Here is a 23,405-nt window from a genome sequence, read left to right on the forward strand (position 1 = left end):
CTTATCGGATAAAAAATTAGTGCGCTCACACGCACTAATTCAATTACAATATTTTTTTGCTAAACTCTAATACGTTTTTAAGATGCTCTTGCATTAAAAGAACTGCTTTATCGGCATCTTTTTCTTTAATCGCATCTAAAATAGCCCGATGTTCACCCAATCTTTTCAGCTTTTCATCTTCACCACAGAAATTTTCTTTCTTATAAATGGCCAAAATATCCGGCAAAATAATCAGCATCATGGTCTTAACCACTGCATTATGACCAGCCTCGGCAATTTTTAAGTGAAACAAAAAATCCTCATTTTCGGCATGTTGGCTTATTTTTATCTTCGCCTCGTAAGCCTCCAAAGCCTTCTCCAGATTTTTCAGATCTTCGTCTGTTCTTCTTTTCGTTGCATTTTGCACCGAAAAAAGCTCCATACTCACTCTGGTTTCCACCAAAGAGAAGAAATCCGGCCGTTCTATTTTCATCACGTTTGAAAACAGACCTTCCATAGCCGAAATATCTGTGCCATTTACCACAACACCAGACTGAGGATGGGTTGTTAAAATTCCAAAAAACTCCAATTTTTTGATTGCATCTCTGATATATGTTCTTCCCACCCCTAATTTTTCGGATAGCTTTCGTTCTGAAGGCAACTTATCACCAGGAGCCAGATAACCAGACACAATTAAACTGCGAATTTGACGAATAATTTTATCAACGGGAGTTTCTACCTCAATTGCTTTAAAATTATCTAATAATTCCATACAAATAACTAAATTTTACTACAAGCCCATTTATACAGACTATTGGTTGGACAAATCTAGCTACTTTTCACCTGTTTACAAACTCCTAAGACACAATTTGTGGAAAGGTGCTATAAACAAGGCAAAAACAATACTTTAAACACCTTTTTACTAAACGCAAAATCAGATTAACCAATAAAAACACCAATTTATTCTTCTAAAAAAAACACTATTCTCCTTTAATTGGTCTACCACTTAACTCATTTGATATTTAAGAGATATGCTTTTGCCTTTTCTACACACTACTGAATTCTTACTTCTTTAATTCTTGAACAATTTGCAAGGCATTTTTTGCAGTTTGTGTCAATTCATCGTATTTTCCTTCTTCAATTACACTTTTACCAATTAACTGTGATCCCATGCCTACGCAAGTAACGCCTGCCTTAAACCATTCGGTTAAATTCTCCCGATCAGGAGTAACTCCGCCTGTTGGCATAATAGACGACCAAGCACATGGTCCCTTTATTGCTTTTACAAATTCAGGACCACCTACCGAAGAACCTGGAAATATTTTACATACTTCAGCACCTAACTCTTCCGCATAACTAATATCACTTAAACTACCACAACCTGGAGACCAAAGTATTTTTCTTCGGTTACAAACCTTTGCCATTTCAGGATTTAACACCGGCGAAACAACAAAATTAGCTCCTAGTTGAATATATAAGGATGTAGTTCCAGGATCAACAATAGAGCCTATTCCAAGCATCATTTCTGGCGTATTACATATTGACCACTTGATTAATTCTGCAAACACTTCATGTGCAAAATCTCCGCGATTTGTAAATTCGAACACACGAATTCCACCATCATAACAAGCCTTAACAACCTTTTTGCAAATCTCAATATCCTTATGAAAAAAAACAGGTACAATACCGGTTTCTGCCATTTTTAATGCAACCTCTATTCGAGAAAACTGTGCCATATTTTAATTTAATTATGAATTTAGAATTACGAATTAAAAATTATCAATGCATTATTTATCCTTATCAATTTCTAATTCGTAACACCTAATTATTTTATCGTGCGACTCTTCCAGAAGCATCTCCATCCATTAGCTTTTCTACCTCATCTACACTCACTTGGTTAAAATCACCAAAAATGGTATGCTTTAAACAGGAAGCTGCAACAGCAAAATTCAATGCTTTTTGATCATTTTCAGGCCAAGTTAGTAGGCCGTAAATTAATCCTCCCATAAATGAATCACCGCCTCCTACGCGATCTACAATATGTGTAATTTGATAGGTTGGCGATTCGTAAAGTGATTTTCCATCCCATAGAACACCTGCCCACGAATTGTGATTTGCGTTAATAGATCCACGCAAAGTGGTAATCACTTTTTTACAACGTGGAAATTGTTTCATGATCTGTTTAGACACTGACTCATAAGCCGCTCCTTCTACATGACCACCAGTCACATCAATACCTTCTGGCTTCACTCCTAATACTTTCTCGGCATCTTCCTCGTTTCCAAGAATAATATCGGTACCTGCAACCAATTCGGGCATCACTTCCCCTGCAGTTTTTCCGTATTTCCATAGATTCTTCCGGTAATTTAAGTCGCAAGAAACGGTAATGCCTTTCTCGTTTGCTTTTTTAATTGCTTCCAAACAAACAGCTGCAGCTCCTTGCGAAATAGCTGGAGTAATACCAGTCCAATGAAACCAAGTAGCACCATCGAAAACCTGATCCCAGTCGATCATACCAATTTCAACTTGAGAAATTGCAGAGTTTGCACGATCGTATACTACCTTACTACCACGACTTACCGCTCCGGTTTCCAGAAAATAGATTCCTAAACGATCTCCTCCATAAATAATCTGATCGATTCCAACACCATATTTTCGAAGCTCCATTGCACAAGTTCTACCAATATCATTTTTTGGCAAACGGGTTACAAATTCTGATTCAATGCCATAATTTGCTAAAGAAACCGCTACATTGGCTTCTCCACCGCCATAAGTAGCAACAAATTCGGATGCCTGATTAAACCTCTGATATCCAGGGGTAGATAATCGTAACATAATTTCTCCGAAGCTAATAACTTTCTGACTCATATTTTTTGATTGTAAAAAATGAAACAACATTCCGGGGAGCGATTGGGAATAATACAGCTCCCCGGAACTTGCTAACCAAAGTTTTTAAGAAATTAGTAAATTTCTTATATTCCTAAAGCCTGACCACCACCAATTTGAATTGTTTCAGCCGTAATAAAAGCGGCATCATCACTTGCTAAGAAAGAGATAACAGAAGCAACCTCTTCTGGTTGCCCAATTCTTCCTAATAAAATACTATTTGCCCACGAAGCAAAAACTTCAGGTTTAGTTGCTTTAATTTGCGCGTGAAATGGAGTATCAATTGTACCTGGTGATACTGCATTCACTCTAATTCCATATTCAGCCAAATCTTTTGCTAATGCTCTTGTAATTGCATGAACTCCAGCTTTTGATGTTCCATAAACACCAGCACCTGGTCCGCCTGCATTCCATGCTGCATTTGAAGTATAATTGATAATAGAAGCATTTTTTCCTTTTTTAAGGAAAGGAATTGCAGCTCTTGAAGCAAAAAATACAGAATCAAGATTCAAAGCCATCACGAATCGATAAAATTCAGTTGTCATTTCTTCAAATCGAGATCTTCCACCTAATCCACCTGCATTGTTTACTAAAAGATCAATCTTACCATACTTCTCTCCAATTTTTTTAATATTGGAAGTCACAGCCTCATCGCTTGTAACATCAAAACCAAAATACTCTGCCTTAATACCCTCTGCAGTAAGCTCTTTTACTCTTTCAGCTCCCGCTTCATCTTCGATACCGTTTAAAACTACAGTGTATCCATCTTTACCTAATCTTTTGGCTACTTGAAAACCAATCCCTCCAGTCGCTCCAGTAATAACGGCTACTTTTCCTTCTGATTTCATAATTGTTTGTTTAAATGTTATATTAATTTTATAATTAATAGTTTTCTTATTTTTCTACTGATTGTATATTTCTTGCAAAGAAGTATATGGCTCCAACCCCAAGTGGCACAAAAACAGCGATTGCAATAAAAATTGGGGTGTATGATACTTCTGCAACTATAGGAATTAAGAAGTTCATTACAATTACTGAAAATACTCCTACCATTCCACCAAGTCCGGCTAATGAACCAACTGATTTACCACTAAAAAAGTCACTTGGTAATGTTTGTACATTGCTAATTGCAAATTGGAATCCGAACAATACGAAGAATACAATTGCCACAAAAGCTTCCGCTGAATCGGCAAACAAAACAGTAGCTATTAATCCGCAAAGCATAATGATACCACCAATTAATATGGTTGTTTTTCTTCCTTTATCAATCGAATTTGTTTTCGCAATAATTTTACCGGAAACATAACCACCTGCAATACTACCAATGGCTGCACCTACGTAAGGTACCCAAGCGAACATACCTACCTCTTTTACATTAAAACCGTAAACATCAAATAAGTAAATTGGCATCCAACCAACAAATAACCACCATATTGGCTCTAAAAAGAAACGACCAATTACAATTGCCCAAGATTCTTTGTGTGAAAGAATTTCTTTTAAGCTTTTTCCTTTTGTGTCTTCTGTTGCCTTTTGATCCGCTTCACTTTGACCTTCGATTATGTACTTTTGTTCTTCTTTGGTAATCCAAGGGTGTTTTTTAGGTCCTGCTTTGTTAATTAGCAACCAAGGAATAATCCAAAGCATACCAAAAGAACCAACAACCATAAATGTAATTCTCCATCCAAAAGCAACGAATAAAGCGGCAATAAATGGAGGTGCAATTACCGAACCAATCGATGCACCTGCATTAAATAACCCTTGTGCAATCGCTCTTTCCTTTATTGGAAACCACTCGGCATTACTTTTAACCCCTCCAGGCCAGTTACCTGCTTCAGAAAATCCCAATAAACTACGAAATATACTAATGGATAAAAATCCACGTACCGTTGAATGTAGGAATGAAGAAAGTCCCCATACTCCGATTGATAATACATATCCAATACGAGTACCTACTTTATCAAAAATTTTACCTGTAAGCAATTGTCCTAAGGCATAGGCAACCATAAATATGTTTAATATGTAGCTATAATGATCTTTGGTTAATCCTAATGACTGAGAAATTGATCCCTCCACATTATCGTTCCCCCACATAATAGCCAGAGCACTTCTATCGATATAATTTATTACTGTAGCTAAAAATATAAGCCCAATAATGAACCATCTTAATCCTTTTAATTTCATAAGGAATTTATTTAATTATTAATTAAGGCTTTAACTTACTTCCCGAAATAGGAAACTGCACTACCATCTAAAAAATCTTCACGAACAGGACTAAACACATCAATTAGGATACCTGCCTCTAAACAAACAGCACCATGCGGTAGGTTTGGTTGAATATAAACGCCATCACCTGCCTCAACAAGCTTCACATCATCGCCAATTGTAAATTCAAATTTACCTTCAGCACAATAGGTTGATTGTGTATGAAAATGATCATGAGTAGATCCGACTGCACCTTTCTCAAATTTCACTTTTACCATCATAATCTGATTGTCGTAACCTAAAAACTGGCGTTGAACTCCACCTCCAAGATCTTCCCATTTCATTTCTTTAGAAGTAAAAAATTTTGGTCTTTCGCTTTGATTTCCCATGATTAGCTATTTTTTTTATGTTAATATTTTATTCTCTGAGAGGTTTTCCTCTCTCCCAATCTTATTATTTATAAAAATCTATTCGTATCACTCAAGTGTTAATACAGTAATTTTTGAGTCAGGAATTCGTCGCTTACAATTTTCGACTTACCGTAAATCGTATTTCCACTTTCCACATTATTTTTCTCGCCCCACAACCTTGCAACGAATCCAGATTCAATAGAGCTAAAATTATTATTCAAAATCCTTACATTAACAATTCCTTGAGTTTTTAATAGAATTTCATCAGCACCTCTTTTACCTGCTCCTTCAACCGTATTATTGTTGAATACAAAGTTGCCGCCAATGGTAGATTCATCATATCCTCCACGATAGAAGTTTACCAATACATTTTCAATTGTACTTATTTTGTTGTTATCCAGAATCAAAAACTCTGCATTATAGTCTCCTTTAGCCTCCGTTTCCGAATCTAAAATAAAACCGTTTACCAAGTCTTTTAGTTCCGAATTCACCACTTTTAGTGTATCCGCAAACGAACCTTTTTTAGATTTATAGATGGAATGAAATCCACTTAAAGTGCATTCATCAACAAATACATTTGTTGCAATCGACATATCTGCCTGATTAGGTTCAAAGCAGTTTAAGGTCTTAGTTCCTTCCACAATTAGGTGATTTAAGTGAAAATTTACACCTGCACCTAGTTCAAAAGCAGGCACTTGTTCGGTGGATGTAAATTGCAGTCTTACTTTCTGATCTTTATTACTAGACGCAAGTACAACACTTTCCTCAACCTTAATCAGTTTATCAAGCTTCAATAAGTCAGCATCAATTAGGATTGTATCTCCATCGTTTATTTTCTCGAAAGCAGCATAAAGCTCCTCGCTAGATTTTACGCTAAGCTGCTTTGTATTTGTATTCTTCTTTGATTTTTCGAACCAAACCGGACCATACTTATCTACATCCAGCAGATTCTGTTTTGTATTCTTAACAGCACAAATTGCACCTGCTTGATTTTCACTACGACCATTAGAGAAGATATCGTTCTTGATATTCGAAAAATTAAATCCATTAAAAAGCGCCGCATTACGATCTACTACGGTTACCAAAGGAACAATCGATTGGCTATTTGCTACAGTCATTTCTGCAGTGATAAAACCATTTAGGTTTTCAATTCCCTCCACTCCACTCACGTAGTTCGATTGAAAATCGATATCACCAGGAGTGTCGTAATACTTTACGATAGCTTCACTGATCGTTTTACTGTTATAAATGAGGTTGTTCGCGACTGATGTGCGAATAGGAAGTGCTGACCGAATTTCAGACTTTGGTAAAACATCACTCTTATTCACATTAGAACCAACACTAAACTGCAATGGACTAATGCAATCAATCCAACTATTATGAGCAATTACCACATCGGTAACCTGATTATATCTGTTTAATGGCGATTTTGGAATCCCATTCATTACCGCAATAGCACTGCGAAATTCGTTTCCTTTTAAGTTGTAGAAATAATTATTGGTAATCCAATGACCTGTATTAATTACTCTTACACCTCCAATATTATCTGAATTATCGTCACCAATAAACCAGTTAGAATCGATAGTCGCATAATTACCATGTCGTAATACGAGCGATCCTTCGCACTTATAAAAAACGTTGTTGATGAATTTATTGTAGTTTGTTTTACTGGAAATAACCTCCACTTCACCATTACATCGATCTAAAAAATTATCTCTTACTTCGATAAATGCAGGAACCATTGAGGTGTAACTATCACCCAATTGCATTGTTTCTCCTCTTGGGCCTCCTCGTCGTGGACGTGGGCCAAAATAGTTATTAGCAATTATGTGATGACAATTTGCGTGTTGGTTTCCCTTTAATTCGGCTCTAAGAGTTGGTCCATCGTTAGATTTGCCTGCTATATAGCAATATAGCAACTCATTACGCTGTCCCCAGAATTCCACCCAATGATCTTTCTTTCTTCGATCTAATTGTGTAAAATTCTCAATCACACAATTTACCACCTTACAATCGTAAGCAGCATTTTTTTCGTCGCTTTTAAATTGAATAACGCTATTGATAGGAGTATAACCATTACGGAAATATAAATCGTGAACCTCGAGATAATGACCGGCTATTTTTAAAAATGATTGTCCTTCGATAAAGACTTTACCAGGAGTCTCTGCTTTTAAAACGATAGGCTTATCGACAATACCATTCGCCTTAAAATCTATCTCTGCATCTTTCCAAATACCGTTTGACATTACAATCACATCTCCTGCTTGAGCTTTATCAATAGCCGATTTTAACTCCGCCATATTATTAACGATATTTCCTGAGTTGCTTCCGCAAGAAGTTAGCAAGAATAAGGCCAGGCTAAGAATGCTAATAGATTTAAACAATTTCATGTTGTTTTCTTTTATGTATTTGAATTCGGTTTGCTATCTTTTCTATTTGGACTGAACAAAGTAAAAAGCTCCGCTCCATTTATAATCTGCCCCATTTATTTGCAATTCGTGCTGCGATTCTTTGCCAGCATCTTTATTAGCAAGAATGAGTATCCATTCGTTTTTATTTTTATCCTGAAAAGAAATAGCAGTGTACGCGTTGGTATTCAACAACAAATCAATTTTTGAAATGCTACTAAAAGCATTGTCAGCAAATTCAGTAACTCTATCGTATTTTCCATGTGCTTCCACTATCGAAACAAACACCGCATTTTTTTGTGGATTTTTTTTGATAATAAAAGCAGGTTCACTACGCAAATTAAAATTAGGATCGTTAGCACCCGAACGTACCAACTGCAATTTATCTTCAGGACTCACATAACTTGTTATGGAATAAAAATGATCCTTCGCAAACCAAGTGAATTTTGCATTATTTCCTTTCGCTTGTCCTTCGGCCTCTAATCGCAAATGCTGATAGCCATGAGAATCTCCCATAGGAACTAACTCCTTTGCTTGCACATATTCATAATTTGCTGACAATAATTGACCAACAAAATGATAAGGCAATTCGTATTGATTTTCGATATCCGAAGTCGCACGAAAGATGTCTAACAACAAAGGCTTTTCAAATCGATCATCCGCTAATAAAGCAAGCGTTCTATGCATTTCTACTCCTGGATATGCATTCAATTCTTTTGCGCTAACAATTTGAATAGCCTTATTAGTCGCATCAAAAACAAAAGGATCAGAATGAAATTCATTTCCGGTATCGGTACTTCCTCCAAAATGAGATATTCCATTAACCACAAGTGTATTATGAGCTACTGTTTGTTTTGCCCAAGTATTATTTTCAGGCAGATATCCACCGCCAAATTTTTGTTCTATGTTCACATACCGGGCGCAACCATAATCTGGAAGCACTTCACCCATATAATCGTATAAGGAAAAAGACAATTTATCGAAATGACCATGTCCCATTCCCTGCGAAGTATTTTTCATGACCAAACAAATCTCTTTGTCGCCTTCGCCGGCACGAAGAATTCCTAAAGCTCCTTCCGTTCCAGAGGCGCCATCTTTATAATTTGCTGATCTTTTTATATAATTGGTTTTCTTTCCTTCTTTAATTGCTTTTGCTACCGATAAACCAGTATCATCTAGCATAACTTGTCCTTGTTGCTCAGCAACAGCTAACAAACCAGCATCTTCGCCACCAAAATGATAAACGATATTCACCGACGACACTAATTCTCTGGATAGGTACGACATTCCTTTTTGAGCATCGTTAATTGGAAAAAATAAACCGTTTACATCGGTTAAGTTTAGTAAGGTTTGAACCGCTTTTACTAAAAGACTATCGCGATATTCGAATATTTTCACTTCTGGTTTACAATTTTCAATTGCTTCGGCAAACATCACAAAAGGATACATCGCATATCTCTGATAATATGGACCTTCGGTATAATAACCGTCTGGTGAGAATAAATGGTCTAATTGTGCAAAGAAACCAGCCTGCCCTTGTCCAGGCATTTTTATCAGACCACCATCGTTATCCTTCTGATCTGCTTTAATATTATCTGATTTTAATCCGTAAAATGCACGGTCGATCAATTCCTGATCATTCATTACCAAACCAATCATGCCTACCGCAGCATTTCCCCACGTACTGTGATTATGCACTCGGTTATAGAATTGTGGAGAATCAACAGACAAATGATCGGCAAACGGGCGAAAAAGGTCTTTCTCTAATTTCTTTCTTTCTTTTGATGACAACCAATCGTAAACACAATCGTAAGCCTGACTTGCGTAAACCAGCCAGTTTGCATCGTTCAAGTTCTGCCAGAAAATTTTTCCAGGCGCGTAAGATCTGTTTGCAGGATGCAAACCCAATGTAGGATACAATTCAGCGTACTGCATTAACATATCGCGAACAAAAACAGCATATTTTTCGTCCTGAGTAATTTGAAATAAAACCCCTGCATTTTGAAGCGCTAAATAGTTTTTCTTGTGACAATTATGCGTATAACCTCCAGCCATATCTTTAGGTAGTGGCACATCGATTCCTTTTTCCATTTCATCCCCAACAAAACGAACAGCCATTTGCACTGAAGTTTGAAGCATTGGCAATTGATTCAATTGTGCTCTAATTTCAGCCACACCCTTTTTGGTTAAAATTAATTTAGGATGCGATTGAGAATAAGCAATGCTACTCACCATCAGAACGAAAAAAAGAATGTATGTTTTTAATTTACTCATGATCTAATCGGGTATTTTGTTTCTTATAAATCTATTGGAACGAATTTTTATTCTTCCTTAAGTGTATTATGCGTTTTCAACCATTCTTCTCCTTTTTTATCAAGAAAAAAATCCATCCACATATAGTACATTTTTTTTCCATTCTTCACTTCTACAGAATGGCTGGAACCCAGAGGAATATGTAGAAGCGAATAGGCTGGAAATTCTACCTTAGCCTCATCAGCAAAAACAACTACCTCATTGTTTGTTAGGCCTAAAAATAGTTGCTCAAGCATTCCATGCTCATGAGCATCAACCTTGTCTGGACCAATTGTCTCCACTGTTCCCATTGCTATGCGCGGAATGTATTTGTTAGGCAATACTGTTCGACTAACTGTATTTGGACTTTTTATTGGCTCAGTATAAGGTTCGCAATCTGAAAATCTTGCAAAATATGGATTTTGGGTATTTTCTTTTGGAAACTCTTTTAAATCATTAATATCTTGCTCGCTTAGCTTACTAGAAATCTTAATAAAATGAAGAGTATCATTTTTATTACTACTAACTGATATAACAGGAACTGAATTGGGTAAAAAAATGGTTTCCGGAACGATACTATAGTCTTCTTTATTAGCAACTACATTTCCATTCCCTTTAATAAAAAGATAAATGAATTTGTATCCTTTTTCCATCGATTCTTCGCTAACAAAATCTCCTGTTAAAGCAATGTGGTCAACTTTTATTCCATCAATTTCATTTTCAAGAACCGTTTTACGATACTCTTGCTGATTCAGTTGTAAATTCATATTGAGATGATCAATAGGAATCTCCTGTGCATTTATCGTTGAAACCGAGAATACAGCTATTGCAAAAATTAAAAAATTAAATTTTATTTTCATTTCGATGGTGAAATTCAAGTTTCAAATATTCTTAAAAAATTAATCCTGTGTTAGGAGTCCATAAGCTAAATTATGGACTCCTATTCACAGCATAATCAATAATCTACTATTCTAAATGTTCTTTGCTTGGAACTAATTACCCTTTTCTTGCATGGATCTCTCCTTGAAGAATTGGTTTATTGACGCATAAAGTTCCACTCATTCAGTCCCAGTAATTATTTAAATCCTAATAACCAGCATTTTGAGGTAATAAGTTTGGATTTCGCACTAATTCATTTGTAGGTAATGGGAATAAGTAATTTCTATTTGGATTGAATTGTGGTTTAAAACCTTCTAATCCAGAAGCACTAAACACTTCATTTCCCATTTTTCTTCTAGCAATATCGTACCATCTTTTACACTCGAAAGCCAGTTCCAATTTGCGATCTTCTAAAACCATTGTTCTAAAATTATCTTGGGATAAACCAGAAATATTTGCTGGTATTGCACTTGGAACACTACCTGCAGCTCCGGCTCTAGCTCTAGCTCTAACTCTATTTACATAACCTTCTGCCTCTGCAGTTCCTGGAGTAATTTCATTTAAAGCTTCTGCCGCAATTAGCAATACTTCTGCATAGCGCATCATTAAATAATTACTATTTGTATTTCGACCATTTCCATTAGAAGCTGGTCCTGCTTTACGAGTATATTTTGCAATATGCGGACTATTTACACTTGCACCGTAAAAGGTCGTAAACTCAGTATAAGGATGTACTTCACCACCAAAAACTCCGGTAGCATCAAGACTAACCGATTTTCTATAATCCTGATCATCCCAAGTGGTATAAACAGCAACAGAAGGGACTAATACAGACCAACCGCCACTATAACCATACTGTTCATCACTTCTAATGCCAGTATATGCTGCTAAATAATCTCTACCTTGATCACCATCGGAAGTTCCAATAAAATCGATTACGAATATTGGTTCTTTAGAGGCATCTGTTTTAGAATAATCATATAAATCTTGAAAATCAGGTTCTAAACCTAAATCATATACTCCCTCATTATCAATAACATCCTTAGCTTCGTCGTAAGCTTTTTCAAAATCACCCATGGTTAAATAAACCAAAGCTAAATAGGAACTAGCTGCTGACTTTGCAGGTAAAGCCCTGGTAACTTGTGTATTTGGCAACCACTCTTTAGCAAACTCTAAATCTGCAATGATATTTGTATATACATCGGCAGCCGAAGTTTTACTAATAGTAGATGCTGCTTGCACATCTGTTACAGGTTCTGTTAAATAAGGAATCGCTCCAAATTGTCTAACCAAATGAAAATACGTAAATGCTCTTGCAAAATAAGCTTGCGCCACAATTGCATTTTCTTCGGCAACATCAGCATCAACCAATTCTGCTCCTGCAATAGCTTGATTAGCCGCACCAATTATTTGGTAACATTTTGGCCAATAATTAGCAATATTTGCATTATCAGCTAAAAGACTTACGTCATTAAACTGAATTCTTTCTGCCTGAGTAACTGCAGGATTAAGATCGACCATATCACTACCCAACATCAAAGACATTGACATAGCTCTAGACATAAAATATCTATGTTGCATGTGACCGTAGGCGCCATTTACTGCTATTTGTACCTTATCTAAAGATGTGAAAAAGCTTTCAGGGGCTAATAAACCTACCGGCTCTTCTTCCAAATCTGAACATCCAAACATTGATATTCCTATCAACAATAATAAATATTTATATTTTTTCATTATCTAGTTTTTTTAAAGTTTTATCTGAAGGCTAAAATTCACTGATTTAACAGTTGGGTAATTTCCAAAATCAAACCCTTGAGTTGTATTACTGGCTCCACTACTTTCGCCACCAGAACCAAAATAACTTACCTCAGGATCTAAACCAGAGTAATTTGTAAACGTTAACAGATTCTGTGCACTAACAGAAAATCTAACGCTAGCCAGACCTAACTTTCTAGTAATATCTGTAGGTAAATTATAGCCTAACGCTAAACTTTTCAGTCTAATATAACTACCATCTTCTACAAATCTTGAAGAGATTTCTCTTCCTCTACTAGCTACAACACGAGGTATATTTGTATCCGTATTTGTTGGAGTCCATGCGTTTAAAACATCTTTAAGTCCATTCGAATCTCCGTTATACAACTGTACATTTGTTAGATTAAAAATATCACCACCATAGGAACCTTGAAAAAAGATATTTAAATCAAAATTTTTGTAAGTAAATGTATTTGTAATCCCCAAATTCCAATCTGGATTAGGATTCCCTATAACTTTCTGATCATCAGTAGTAATATCACCACTACCATCTACATCTGTAAACAGTGGATCGCCTGCTTGGGCTCCCGAATAGGTAGCTGTACCTTCAGGCAAAGCACCTCCTTGGTAAACTCCTTTATAATCGTATCCCCAAAAAAGACCAACTTCTTCACCTTCTCGCAAAACATGAGTACTTGCAACACTAAAATATCCTGGCGCAGCATTTTGAAAAACGTCTATCCCATTAATTAAGGATACAACCTCATTTTTATTTGTAGACCAGTTAAAATCGGTAGTCCAAGTAAAATTTTCATTAGAGATGTTTCTTGTATTTAAAGAAATTTCAAATCCTCTATTATTAATCTCCCCAACGTTTCTAATACTTGCTAAGGTTGAAAAACCAAGATATTCTGGTTGACTTGCATCTTCTAAAAGAAGATCTTTCGTATCGATATTATAATAGTCTAAGGAAAGTGAAATTTTATTATTGAATAAACCCAAATCCAAACCAATATTTGTTTGGTAAGAAGATTCCCATTTTAAATTATCATTGGCAGCTTGATCTGGCACAACAGCACCTACTACCTGACCATTAATTCCACTAAAAATAGGGTTTAAACTTGCAAATGATTCATATGGACTAATTGCCTGATTACCAGTTACACCATAACTAGCTCTTAACTTCAAATTTGAAATCTTATCCTGATTTTTTAGGAATTCTTCATTCGATACTTTCCAGCCAATAGCCGCAGAAGGGAAAATAGCATACTTTTCATTTTTTGAAAAATTAGATGCCCCATCTCTTCTGACTGTAGCTGTTAGTAAATATTTATCATCATAATCGTAATTTAATCTTCCAAATTGAGATTGAATTTCTTGTTCGGTAAAAGATGAAGTAGGTATTGAAGTAACTTCACTACCGGCTAAATTATAGTAAGAAAAACTATCGTCAATAAAACCTTGAGCACCTGCAGAAAAACGTTCTGAAGTTGTTTTTTGATATGAATAACCTGCCAATAAGGTTAAATCACCCTTCCCAATTTCAGCTTTATAGGTCAGGTAATTTTCATTCAATATGTTTGATTTTTTTAGATTTGATATGCTTGCTTTTCCACCTGTACCACCTCCAGCGGTAACAATTAACGTGGATGGTCTAAAAACACCAATGGTTTGATTTGTTGTACTATAACCAAAAGTAGTTTTGAAAGTAAGGTTTTGTAAAATATCGTAATTTGCAGATAAATTTGCTCTATTAATATCTGTTTTAGTTCTATTTACAGCCTCAGTAGCAACAGCATACGGATTATCGATATTATCACCTATTGTATTCGTTGTATTTAAACCGTTTGCATCTTTTATTCCAAGGTCGGGCATAAATCTAAACATCAATGAAATAACATCATCACCACCACCATTAGCAGTATCCCCGGTAGATTGTGTAGGAACACCCTGTTTATCTCCTCTGCTACTATATAGATTAAAACCTAATTTTAATTTATCCGTTACTTGCGCATCTATATTCGATAAGAAAGTTATTCTTTCAAAATCTGAATTTATAATAACCCCTTTTTGTTTATAATAATTAGCCGAAGCATAAAAGTTAATTTTATCACTTCCTCCTGAAAAGGAGAATTGATGATTCTGAGTACTACCTTGTCGATACAATAGATCTTGCCAATCTGTATCTGCAGGTCCTTGAACGTAACTAGGGTTTGATATTTGCTGATAAGCTGCAAATTCATCTGCATTAAGCAAATCTAGTTCGTTTGCAGTATTTTGAATAGAATAATTAGAATTCAGTTCAACAGATAATTTACCACTTTTACCTTTTTTAGTGGTTACCAAAACAACACCATTTGAACCTCTAGAACCATAGATGGCAGTTGCCGAAGCATCTTTTAAAACCTCCATAGATTGGATATCATTTGGCTGTGGCATTGTTGCTCCAACAAAACCATCGACAACAATAAGTGGTGAACTACTTGCATTAATAGAAGTATTTCCTCTAATCTTTATACTGATAGGAGCCCCTGGCTCACCACCATTATTAGATTGTACAACAACACCAGCAGCACGTCCTTGAAGAGCTTGCGAAGCATCTAATACAGGAAATGCATTTATCTCACTTGATTTAACTGAAGATACAGAACCTGTTACATCACTTTTTCGACGAGCTCCGTAACCAACTACAATAATTTCATCCAAGCTTTCGGAACCGGCTCCCATTGCCACATCAATTGAAGTTAGAGCTCCCGCTAATTTTTCAATGGTTTCATAACCTACAAAAGAGTACACTAAAATACTTTCTTTTCCGGCAACACTTAATACGTATTTCCCATCAAAATCAGTAACCGTACCATTTGTTGTTCCCTTTTCATATACACTCACTCCTACTAAAGGAGAGTTATCCGCTTTATCAACAACATTCCCCGTAATCGTTTGCTGCGCAAACAAAAAAGAAGAGAATCCTGTTAATAAAACCATTAGCATTAGGATTTTTCTTTTCATTTCACTTTAGTTTAGTAAAATTAGTTAGTTATTAGATTTACAATTCAACACTTTAGGAACTCTAAACATTGCACAGGGCCCAACACTACAAAGTTTTAGTTCAAAAAATATTTAATAATTAGTTGAATACTATTTTGTATTCATTTACTGCCTTCGGAAAACTGTTTCCTATTATCTAAAGGCAGTAAAATCAGAGATTTAATTTCTTTTTACTGAATTCCAAAACATCTTTTAAATGTTCATTCATATAGTTTGTTGCCAGACTAGAATCCTGTTCAATAATTGCATTTAATATATTTCGATGTTCTATTAATGATTTTCTAGCTTCTTCTTTTGGACAAAGCTTTTCGTTACGATAAATTTCAAGAATATCTGGTAAAACAATCAACATCAGAGTTTTTATTACTGAATTATGACTGGCCTCCGCAATTTTAATATGGAATATAAAATCCTCATGTTCTGCAGGCAAATCACTTTCCACCTTAGCCTCATAATTTGCCAGCGCCTCCTGTAATTTTAAAATATCTTCCTTTGTTCTTCGACTTGCTGCTTGCTGAACAGAAAATACCTCCATAAAGCATCTTGTCTCTACTAAAGAAAAAAAGTCGGGACTTTCAATTTTCATCACATTCGTAATCAAACCTGCCATAGCAACCATATCGGTACCATTAACTATAACACCACTTTGAGGGTTAGTTGTTAAGATACCGTAGAACTCCAGCTTTTTTATCGCATTTCTAATATGAGTTCTTCCAATACCAAATTTATCCGAAAGCTTTCTTTCCGATGGCAATTTATCTCCTGCTTTTAAATAACCCGCAATTATTAAATCTCTAATCTGACGGATTATTTTATCTACTGGACTTTCGACTTCTATCGTTTTAAAACTCTCTAAAATACCCATATCATAAATTTATCGAACTAACATCTGCTCGACCTTAAACTGGTACACCAAAACTACAAGCTTTTTTTTAAACTTCAAAATTTATTTATTTAAACCCCTACTAACTTAAGAACATAAATGCATGCCAAAGCCCATATATAAAGGAGTGCAAAGGTTTACATTTTTTAATTATTTTTCAGATTAAAAGTGAAGAATTGAAAAATAATAAATTAATTGAGATATAAAACTATCGCTTTAAATTGGTTGACCAATTTTAAGATGGGGAATATTAGCGATATTTAAGGAAGAACTTTTGGAATAATTAATCAAAATTGAATTCTATTAATAGCTACTACTTTCTTACAGGATGAAAGTAAATTTTGAAATGAAGAAAAGGGATTGTCGTATCTTTTAGCAAAAGAATTTTATAGTAAAAACCAATATTCGGAATAGTAATAACTATTTTGAGACTTGGCCTCGTAAAAACAAACCATATCAAAAAAAATATCCCAACTTGTAAAAAGTTAGGATATCCTATTCCATGTATTTTATGTGTATTTACATTTTAGCTATTCTCAATTGCCATTTCCATGCAGAAAGAAGTGTTTCGTCGAGAGTACTTTGCGCTTTCCAACCGAGCTCTTCATTTGCAAAGGAAGTATCGGCATATATTTTTTCGATATCGCCAGCACGACGAGCAACAATCTTATGAGGAACTTTCTCACCAGTTGCTCTTTCGAACGATTTAATAATCTCAAGAACAGAAACTCCATTTCCTGTGCCAATATTAAAATACTCACAATTCCTTTTGTTCTTACCTGTTAGTAGTCGTTCGATGGCAACAACATGAGCTTTCGCCAAATCTACCACGTGAATGTAATCGCGAACAGCCGAACCATCTTCCGTATTGTAATCGTCACCAAAAACACTTAATTCTGGTCGAATTCCTGCTACTGTTTGAGTTAAGAATGGAATTAAATTATTAGGCACTCCCAATGGTAATTCACCAATTTTAGCTGTTGCATGTGCACCAATAGGATTAAAATATCTTAGTGCAATCCCCTTAAGCGATGGATATGCCTTTATTGTATCACGAATGATATCCTCACAAATAACTTTGGTATTTCCATATGGAGATTCCGCTTCTTTTCTTGGAGTTTGCTCCGTTACAGGTAACTTATCAGGTTGTCCATACACAGTACACGACGATGAAAACACTAGATTAGATACCTCACAGTCGATCATCGACTCCATAATATTCATTAAAGAACTCAAGTTATTATTATAGTACATTAAAGGTTTCCCAACAGATTCACCAACTGCTTTTGATGCAGCAAAATGAATAATTGCCTCAATATCACTATACTTCTTAAAAAACTCTTTTACTTTTTGTTTATCCGTTAAATCAAACTGCTCAAATTTCGGACGAATTCCAGTAATTTCTTTAATTTGATCCAGCACTTCTACCTTTGAATTCGAAAGGTTATCAACAATTACAACATCGTAACCATTATTTTGTAGCTCCACAACAGTGTGCGATCCAATAAAACCAGTTCCTCCGGTAACAAGAATTTGTTTGTTCATTTAATATAATTTAGTGTCGGTATTCGAAAACAAATTTACATTAGTTGTTTTGCAAAAGCAACAATAAAAAAAATTAATAGCCAATAATAAGATTGGCTTAAACATGATTTAAAGTAGCCATTTCTTACAGATGTAAGAACGAATTTTATAATTTGAATAACAATTGTCTCCATCCTTTTCCTTTTATCAAATACACATGTATTTCTTTTATATCACAAATAAACATACCAATCAATTTATTTCTCATCAGTCCTCTATTTCAGTTGACTACATCATTTATCCTGTTCCCATTTTGAAAAGGAATGCAGATGGCAAAACAGCATTTCACCTTTCCATTTAAATCTTATATTTGCAAATAAATCAAAAACCATCTATCTTCGTGTGCGAACACGTTATAGTAAAATTAGGCTTTTAAAACTTGAATATTATACAATATCAATCGTTTTAATTAAAATAAAATCATTCTTCGTGTTCGTTAACGCCATTAAAAATGAAAAAATTTTTAGACCAAGATTTTATTCTAGAAACAGAAACTGCAAAAAAACTATATCATGAATTTGCTGCTAATTTACCAATCATCGATTACCATTGCCACATAGATCCTAAAGAAATTGCAACGGATAAAAAGTTCAAGAACATCACTCAAATTTGGCTTTATGGCGACCATTACAAATGGAGAGCACTTAGAGCAAATGGTGTTTCTGAAAATAATATTACCGGCAATGCATCAGACTGGGAAAAATTCGAAAACTGGTCAGCAACCGTTCCTTATACACTTCGAAATCCACTGTATCACTGGACTCATTTAGAATTAAAAAAAACTTTTGATATTGATAAAATTCTAAGTCCGAGTACAGCTAAAGAAGTTTGGGAAGCATGTAATGAAAAATTAAATACGCCAGATTATTCGTGCAAGAACTTAATTCGCAAGGCCAATGTTGAGGTAATTGGAACTACAGATGATCCAGCTGATTCTTTGGAATACCATAAAACCATTAAAGATTCTGGTTTCGAGACAAAAGTAGTTCCATCGTGGAGACCAGATAAAGCCATGGCTGTTGATAATGCGAAAGAATACAACCTATATATCGACAAATTAGCTACAGTTTCAGACCTGGAAATCAATTCATTTTCTGATTTATTAGTAGCCTTGCAAAAACGTCATGATTTCTTTGCTGAAATGGGATGCAAAGCCTCAGATCATGGTTTAGAACAATTTTTCGCGACTGAATATACGAATAACGAAATTGCTAAAATATTCGAAAAAATCCGTAAAGGAACTGATTTGAAAGAGGAAGAAATCTTAAAATTCAAAGCTGCAATGTTATACGAATTTGCTGTATTAGATCACTCGAAAAATTGGGTTCAACAATACCATGTTGGTGCAATTCGTAACAACAATTCTGGAATGTTCGATAAGCTAGGTGCTGACACGGGCTACGATTCTATCGCCGATAAATTGGTAGCAGAAGACATGTCGAAATTCTTAAACCGCTTAGCAACAGAAGAAAAATTAACAAAAACCATTTTATACAATTTGAACCCTGCCCACAACGAAGTGTATGCTACCATGATTGGGAACTTTCAAGATGGCATTACTGCTGGTAAAATTCAATGGGGTTCTGGATGGTGGTTTTTGGACCAAAAAGATGGCATGGAAAAACAAATAAATACCCTTTCAAACTTGGGCCTTTTGAGTCGATTTGTAGGAATGCTTACCGATTCACGATCTTTCTTAAGCTACAGTCGCCACGAATATTTCCGAAGAATTCTATGCAACCTTATTGGTAATGATGTGGAAAAAGGATTGATTCCATACAACGAAGAATTACTAAAAGAAATCGTTCAAGGAATCTGTTATTACAATGCTAAAAACTATTTTAACTTCTAATTAATCAAATACATATACTAAAACAAGATGGAAACTAATTTAAAAAATAAAGTTGCTGTTGTAACAGGAGCAGGAGGAGTTATTTGCTCGGAAATGGCAAAATCATTAGCTGCAATGGGCGTAAAAACAGCCTTAATTGATATCAATGCCGAGGCAGTTGAGAAATTAGCTATCGAAATTGAAAAAAAATACAATATTGCTTCTATTGGTGTAGCTGCAAGTGTTTTAGACAAAGAATCTCTAAAAAACGCAAAAGAAATTATTAATAATAAGCTAGGTAGCATTGATTATTTAATCAACGGTGCTGGAGGAAATTCTCCTTTAGCAACTGCAGGTGTAGACCAAATGGTTGATTCTGACCTTGATAACTTGGACGAAACTTTTTTTGGTATGAAAATGGAAGGTTTCGATAAGGTTTTTGACTTAAACTTTAAGGGTACTATTCTTCCAACCATGGTATTCTCGATGGATATGATCGAAAAGAAAGAAGGTTCAATTGTTAATATATCTTCTATGAATTCTTATCGACCATTAACACGAATAGCCGCTTATTCGGCGGCAAAAGCAGCGGTTAACAACTTCACTCAATGGCTATCTGTTCATTTTTCGAAAATGGGTGTTCGTGTCAATGCAATTGCTCCTGGTTTTTTATTAACCAATCAAAATCGTTTTTTATTGACTGACGAAAAAACAGGTGAACCAACTGCTCGTGGTGTTAAAATAATCAACAACACTCCAATGGAACGATACGGAACTCCCGAAGAATTGCAAGGAACTCTACTCTACCTTTTATCAGACTGGTCGGCATTTGTAACTGGAGTTGTAATTCCTGTTGATGGTGGATTTAGTGCATATAGTGGCGTTTAATCAACTTTTTAGTTTCAATTATATATTTTAGGTTAGTGTGTTTATGTAATAAAACGGTACAAGCAATCAATCACCTCTTGTCCGTTTTATTCACTTTTTAAAACAAACAATATGGCTTTAGAGCAAACATGGAGATGGTATGGGCCAAATGATCCAATATCATTACAAGAAATCAGACAAACAGGTGCTACAGGAATCGTTTCGGCTCTGCATCATATCCCAAACGGAGAAGTTTGGACAGTTGAAGAAATTAAAAAAAGAATTGCAGAGATTGAAGCAGCAGGCCTTCGTTGGTCGGTTGTTGAAAGTGTTCCTGTTCACGAGGACATCAAAAAACGCACATGGAACTACAAACAGTACATTAAAAACTACAAGGAAAGCATTAAGAACATAGGTGCATGTGGTATTGAAACCATTTGCTACAATTTTATGCCTGTATTGGATTGGTCGAGAACCGATTTGGCTTTTGAATCGAGAGATGGATCGAATGCGCTTAAATTTGAAATGGACATTTTCGCCGCTTTTGACGTTTTTATCCTGAAAAGAGAAAATTCAAGAGAAGATTATTCTGAAGACATTTTGAAAAGAGCTGAGGCAAAATTCAAGTCTATGTCGGCTGAAGAAATTGAAAAAATTACAAGAAACGTAATTGCTGGACTACCAGGAGCTGAAGAATCTTATACGTTAGAAAGTTTCCAAAAAGTATTGGATGGCTACAAAGAAATAGGAGCTAAAGAGTTAAAAAAACACTTACACGAGTTCCTGTCAGAAATTATCCCGGTAGCTGAGCAAGCTGGCGTACGAATGGCCATTCACCCTGATGATCCTCCACGTGCTTTACTCGGATTACCAAGAGTTGTAAGTACTCTTGAAGATGCAATTGAACTAACAAAAGTTGTTGATTCCGTTTCTAATGGCATCACACTGTGTACTGGTTCGTTTGGCGCTGGTTATTTTAACAATTTACCAGAAATGACAGAAAAACTAGCCTCTCGCATCAACTTTGTTCACTTAAGAAATGTGAGTAGAGATACAGATGGGAATTTCTTAGAGGAGTATCTATTCGAAGGCGACATCGATATTCCTGCTGTTATGAAAGCATTATTAACAGAGGAAAAAGAGCGTAAAGAAGCTGGTCGAAAAGATTGGCAAATTCCAATGCGTCCCGATCATGGCAATAAAATGTTAGATGATCTTTCAAAAACAACAAACCCAGGATATTCTCTTTACGGCAGAATGAAAGGACTGGCTGAACTAAGAGGTTTAGAACAGGGATTAATGGCTAGTCTTAAATAAAATCGATACATTAATTACCTTAATTATAAAGAATTAAAATAAATCTTTAGCTCCCAATAAGGCATGAAAAAAACACCACTATTATCCAAGCTACTTTTAAGCATCCTCTCTTGCTTTCTGCTTTTTAGCTGTCAGGAAGTAAGTAAGCACAAAACTTTAAAGTTAGCTCACGGGTTAGATCCAACGCATCCTGTTCATAAAGCCATGCTGTATATGGCTCAAGAGTTGGAACAAATATCCGATGGACAAATGAGCCTTGAAATTTACCCAAGCGGTCAATTGGGTTCCGAACAGCAGTGCGTAGAGCTAATTCAATTGGGTAGTCTGGCAATTACAAAAGTATCAGCCGCTATAATGGAAGGCTTTACCAACAACTATCAAGTACTTGGATTGCCTTATGTTTTTCGTTCAAAAGCTCATACTTTTAATGTCTTAGATGGATCAATTGGTGAAGAATTGTTAGCCTCTACCGAGAAATTTAATTTAAAAGGACTGTGTTTTTACGATGCAGGGGCAAGAAGTTTTTATACCATCGATAAAAGCATTGACACGCCCGAAGATTTAAAGGGATTAAAGATGCGCGTAATGAAGAGTCAAACCGCCATAAATATGGTAAAAGCTTTGGGTGGCTCTCCAACGCCTATTTCTTGGGGAGAATTGTATACTGCTCTTCAAAGCGGTGTGGTAGACGGAGCAGAGAATAATCCGCCAAGTCTGTATACATCACATCATTACGAGGTTTGTAAAAATTACTCCTTAAACGAACACACAAGGGTTCCCGATGTACTAATTATTAGTACTGTTGTGTGGAATAAGTTAAGCAATCAACAACAAAAATGGTTGCAAGAGGCAGCTAAAAAATCGGTAATCGAGCAACGTAAACTGTGGGCTGCTTCGGAAGAGGAATCTCTAGAGAAATTGAAGGAAAATGGCGTAATAATCACCTACCCTAAAAAAGACAAATTTGCAGAGCGCGTTCAAGATTTACTTGATGCTTATCAGCAACAACCGGAACTGTATCAATTAATCCAGCGCATTCAAGCAACCCAAGACTAACCTTGTAG

At 35.5% G+C, this 23,405-nt stretch carries 17 protein-coding genes; 4 read left to right on the top strand and 13 right to left on the bottom strand.

Annotation, left to right across the window (positions count from 1 at the left end; translation table 11 throughout):
* Positions 1-43: 43 nt before the first annotated feature.
* The 13 genes from BZG02_RS04220 to galE all read right to left on the bottom strand — a co-directional run bounded on the left by BZG02_RS04220 (position 44) and on the right by galE (position 18,287).
* Positions 44-751: a FadR/GntR family transcriptional regulator gene (locus BZG02_RS04220; protein ID WP_101260150.1), complete on the bottom strand. Its 708-nt coding sequence runs from the start codon at positions 749-751 to the stop codon at positions 44-46.
* Between the two features lie 292 nt (positions 752-1,043).
* Positions 1,044-1,715 (bottom strand): bifunctional 4-hydroxy-2-oxoglutarate aldolase/2-dehydro-3-deoxy-phosphogluconate aldolase, encoded by a 672-nt coding sequence (locus tag BZG02_RS04225; protein ID WP_101260151.1) that lies wholly within the window; start codon positions 1,713-1,715, stop codon positions 1,044-1,046.
* A gap of 94 nt (positions 1,716-1,809) precedes the next feature.
* Positions 1,810-2,847: a sugar kinase gene (locus BZG02_RS04230; RefSeq protein WP_101260297.1), complete on the bottom strand. Its 1,038-nt coding sequence runs from the start codon at positions 2,845-2,847 to the stop codon at positions 1,810-1,812.
* 104 nt (positions 2,848-2,951) lie between these two features.
* Positions 2,952-3,713 (bottom strand): SDR family NAD(P)-dependent oxidoreductase, encoded by a 762-nt coding sequence (locus tag BZG02_RS04235; RefSeq protein ID WP_218972136.1) that lies wholly within the window; start codon positions 3,711-3,713, stop codon positions 2,952-2,954.
* 46 nt (positions 3,714-3,759) lie between these two features.
* The gene (locus tag BZG02_RS04240) at positions 3,760-5,046 is read right to left on the bottom strand and encodes an MFS transporter (RefSeq protein WP_101260153.1); all 1,287 of its coding nucleotides are present in this window, start codon (positions 5,044-5,046) and stop codon (positions 3,760-3,762) included.
* Positions 5,047-5,081: 35 nt separating this feature from the next.
* Positions 5,082-5,456: a cupin domain-containing protein gene (locus BZG02_RS04245; RefSeq protein WP_101260154.1), complete on the bottom strand. Its 375-nt coding sequence runs from the start codon at positions 5,454-5,456 to the stop codon at positions 5,082-5,084.
* Between the two features lie 98 nt (positions 5,457-5,554).
* Positions 5,555-7,867, bottom strand: coding sequence for a chondroitinase-B domain-containing protein (locus BZG02_RS04250; RefSeq protein ID WP_101260155.1), 2,313 nt, complete (start codon positions 7,865-7,867; stop codon positions 5,555-5,557).
* 42 nt (positions 7,868-7,909) lie between these two features.
* Complete coding sequence (locus tag BZG02_RS04255; protein ID WP_101260156.1) at positions 7,910-10,159, bottom strand: alginate lyase family protein; 2,250 nt, start codon at positions 10,157-10,159, stop codon at positions 7,910-7,912.
* Positions 10,160-10,206: 47 nt separating this feature from the next.
* Positions 10,207-11,037 carry a hypothetical protein gene (locus BZG02_RS04260; RefSeq protein ID WP_101260157.1) on the bottom strand — a complete coding sequence of 277 codons (831 nt, stop codon included), beginning with the start codon at positions 11,035-11,037 and terminating at the stop codon, positions 10,207-10,209.
* A gap of 226 nt (positions 11,038-11,263) precedes the next feature.
* Positions 11,264-12,790 carry a RagB/SusD family nutrient uptake outer membrane protein gene (locus tag BZG02_RS04265; protein ID WP_101260158.1) on the bottom strand — a complete coding sequence of 509 codons (1,527 nt, stop codon included), beginning with the start codon at positions 12,788-12,790 and terminating at the stop codon, positions 11,264-11,266.
* Positions 12,791-12,802: 12 nt separating this feature from the next.
* A complete protein-coding gene (locus tag BZG02_RS04270; RefSeq protein WP_218972137.1) occupies positions 12,803-15,820 on the bottom strand; it encodes a SusC/RagA family TonB-linked outer membrane protein in 3,018 nt (1,005 codons plus the stop codon).
* Between the two features lie 190 nt (positions 15,821-16,010).
* On the bottom strand, positions 16,011-16,724 hold the full coding sequence (locus BZG02_RS04275) for a FadR/GntR family transcriptional regulator (protein WP_101260159.1): 714 nt from the start codon (positions 16,722-16,724) through the stop codon (positions 16,011-16,013).
* A 537-nt stretch (positions 16,725-17,261) separates the two neighbouring features.
* Positions 17,262-18,287: a UDP-glucose 4-epimerase GalE gene (gene galE, locus BZG02_RS04280; protein ID WP_101260160.1), complete on the bottom strand. Its 1,026-nt coding sequence runs from the start codon at positions 18,285-18,287 to the stop codon at positions 17,262-17,264.
* A gap of 490 nt (positions 18,288-18,777) precedes the next feature.
* On the opposite strand from galE, the gene uxaC reads away from it, so the two are divergent.
* The 4 genes from uxaC (at position 18,778) to BZG02_RS04300 (ending at position 23,397) form a co-directional block, all read left to right on the top strand.
* A complete protein-coding gene (gene uxaC / locus BZG02_RS04285; RefSeq protein WP_101260161.1) occupies positions 18,778-20,178 on the top strand; it encodes a glucuronate isomerase in 1,401 nt (466 codons plus the stop codon).
* Positions 20,179-20,205: 27 nt separating this feature from the next.
* Positions 20,206-21,045 (top strand): SDR family oxidoreductase, encoded by an 840-nt coding sequence (locus BZG02_RS04290; RefSeq protein WP_101260162.1) that lies wholly within the window; start codon positions 20,206-20,208, stop codon positions 21,043-21,045.
* Between the two features lie 111 nt (positions 21,046-21,156).
* The gene (gene uxuA, locus BZG02_RS04295; RefSeq protein ID WP_101260163.1) at positions 21,157-22,341 is read left to right on the top strand and encodes a mannonate dehydratase; all 1,185 of its coding nucleotides are present in this window, start codon (positions 21,157-21,159) and stop codon (positions 22,339-22,341) included.
* Between the two features lie 63 nt (positions 22,342-22,404).
* On the top strand, positions 22,405-23,397 hold the full coding sequence (locus tag BZG02_RS04300) for a TRAP transporter substrate-binding protein (protein ID WP_101260164.1): 993 nt from the start codon (positions 22,405-22,407) through the stop codon (positions 23,395-23,397).
* Positions 23,398-23,405 lie beyond the last annotated feature (8 nt).

This window comes from Labilibaculum filiforme (genome assembly GCF_002843315.1).
In the GTDB taxonomy this organism is placed as follows: domain Bacteria; phylum Bacteroidota; class Bacteroidia; order Bacteroidales; family Marinifilaceae; genus Labilibaculum; species Labilibaculum filiforme.